The sequence below is a fragment of the Frankia sp. CoWAU3 genome, assembly GCF_977971855.1.
On the sequence record NZ_CDWWXB010000089.1, the window covers coordinates 12737 to 13699 of the forward strand.

Annotated in this window: 1 protein-coding gene; it reads left to right on the plus strand. The window is 68.4% G+C overall.

Annotation, left to right across the window (positions count from 1 at the left end; genetic code table 11):
• Window positions 1–281: 281 nt before the first annotated feature.
• Complete coding sequence (locus AC08ON_RS10115) at window positions 282–848, plus strand: YceI family protein (RefSeq protein ID WP_476616846.1); 567 nt, start codon at window positions 282–284, stop codon at window positions 846–848.
• Window positions 849–963: the final 115 nt, after the last annotated feature.

A 963-nucleotide genomic window follows, 5' to 3' on the forward strand; every position in this document is an offset into this window, starting at 1 on the left:
CTCCTCCACCCGCAGGTCGGCGTCCTCGTCACCGCCGGCCCCGGCACGCACCCCGGCCCCGGCACGCACCCCGGCCGCCGCTTCGAAAGCCCCACTCCGCCTACGCGACATGACTGACACCCCCATGAGCACCGGCACCGGTACCGGCATTGAACCGGTACCAACATTGAACCGACAGCGGGCCAGGACCCCGCTACCCCTTGTCTTTCGTTAGCCGCTAATGTTTTGTAGGGGTACCGTTGCAGTCGCAACGACCGCCGCCCCATTAGTCGATCATCGACCTGGAGGTCCCGTCCCCGTCCGACGTCGCTCCGCTGCCCCTGGCCGCCGGCACCTGGACGCTCGACCCCGCGCACTCGGGCGTGAACTTCCAGATTCGCCATCTCGGCGTCACCAACGTCCGCGGGCGCTTCGACACGTTCTCCGCGACGCTGTCAGTCGGCGACACCCTGGAGTCGGTGTCCGTCGGCGCCGAGATCGACCTGGCCTCGATCAACACCAACCAGCCCGACCGGGACGCGCACCTGCGTTCCGCCGACTTCTTCGACCTCGCGTCCCACCCGTCCATCACGTTCACCTCGACATCCGTCACGGGCAGCGACGAGGAGTACGAACTCGCCGGCGATCTCTCGATCAACGGCGTGACCAGACCCGTCATCCTGGCGGTCGAGTTCTACGGGGTCGACACTCACCCCGTAGATGGCCGCGTCCGGTCCGGCTTCGCCGCGACGACCGAGATCCGCCGCGGCGACTATGGCATCACCTTCAACCTGCCGCTCGGTGCCGGCAGGCTCGCCCTCTCCGACAAGGTCAAGATCGAGCTCGACCTGCAGTTCATCGCCCCCTGATCAACCCGGCTCCCCAACCGGTCCCGCGCCGTCGCGAGCCCGCGCCCCGAGATCATCCGGGCTCGCGACGGAGACCGCGGGCACCTCCACCGGCCCGGCAAGCCCAGGTCAGTGA